The following is a 1,092-nucleotide window of genomic DNA, read 5'->3' as shown; positions in this document are numbered from 1 at the left end:
TTTCTTCGGAGGCGGATGGAATCCTGGTTGTTGGCGGCGCGGACGACGTTGAGTGCGAGTTTTCGGAGTGTGGCGAGGTTTTCCGGGCCATGGTCCTTGCGGTTACGGGCGCGGTCTTCGTCGAAGGCGGTGTCGAGCACCCAATGGACGGCGGCCTCGATGCTCCAGTGGGCGCGGACGGCGCGGGCGAGCGTCTTGGGCTCCAGCGCGGCGGAGGAGAGATAGAGGGTGCGGGTGGCGGTAGTGCGGCCGTCGGGGCTCGTGACCGTGCGTTCGACCAGGCCCAGGATCTTCAGGCCCGGCAGGACGGCCTCATCGGGAAAACGTCGCTCGGAGGCGAGCCAGGCCACGTCGTAGCTTACCCAGTGGCGGCGCACCTCGATACGCCCGTGGTCGGCGTCGGTGGTGACATGGGGCGCGGCCAGAACCGTTGCCGGGTCCGCGAAGTAGCGCTCAACCTCGGCCCGGAGCGCAGGGCGGTTGTCTTTCAGCGGAAAAAGCCAGTCGCCGCCCCGCTCCAGGATGGTCTGCGCCGTCCGCTCCTGCGCGTGCAGAGCGTCACCGGTTACCAGCACACCCTTGAGATCGAACAGTTCCAGCAACGCCCGCGCCGCCACGATCTCGTTCTCGCCCGCGGCCACCGCCCGCTGCCCCACGATCATCCGCGCGCCGGACGCAAACGCGCTCACCACATGCAGAGCCGAACGCCCCGCCGCCCGGTCGAAGGAGCGCCGTAGCGTCTTGCCGTCAATGGCCAGGACCCCGGCCCCATCCTCCCCCAGATGATCAAGGAACTGCTGGAAACAGCGGGAAAACGCCACCGGGTCGAGAAGCCGGAATACCCGTGAAAACGTGTCGTGGCTGGGCAGACCGCCGGGAAGATCGAGAAACTCCTCGAACAAGGCCCGCCGGTCCCGCGCGAAGGTCGCAAAGTCCACGCAGCTCTCAGCCCCGCAGATCGACGCCGTCAACGCAATCGTCAGAACATCCAGAAGAGCGTGACGCCGCGCATTCCCTGTCCGCGGATCGGGAAGACCTTGAAACGAAATCCGAAAAATCCCAGCCATCGACCCCTCCCAAACATCAGGGCCG

1 protein-coding gene is annotated in these 1,092 nt (G+C 66.6%); it reads right to left on the bottom strand.

Annotated elements, in window-relative coordinates; genetic code table 11:
* Positions 1–1,067, bottom strand: a 1,067-nt coding sequence (locus tag ACFQPS_RS20085; RefSeq protein WP_377361135.1) for an ISAs1 family transposase, incomplete at its 3' end; no start/stop codon positions are given.
* Positions 1,068–1,092: the final 25 nt, after the last annotated feature.

It is taken from the genome of Rhodocista pekingensis (genome assembly GCF_042665545.1).
Taxonomy (GTDB): Bacteria; Pseudomonadota; Alphaproteobacteria; order Azospirillales; family Azospirillaceae; genus Rhodocista; species Rhodocista pekingensis.
This window is presented reverse-complemented; position numbering and strand designations above follow the sequence as displayed.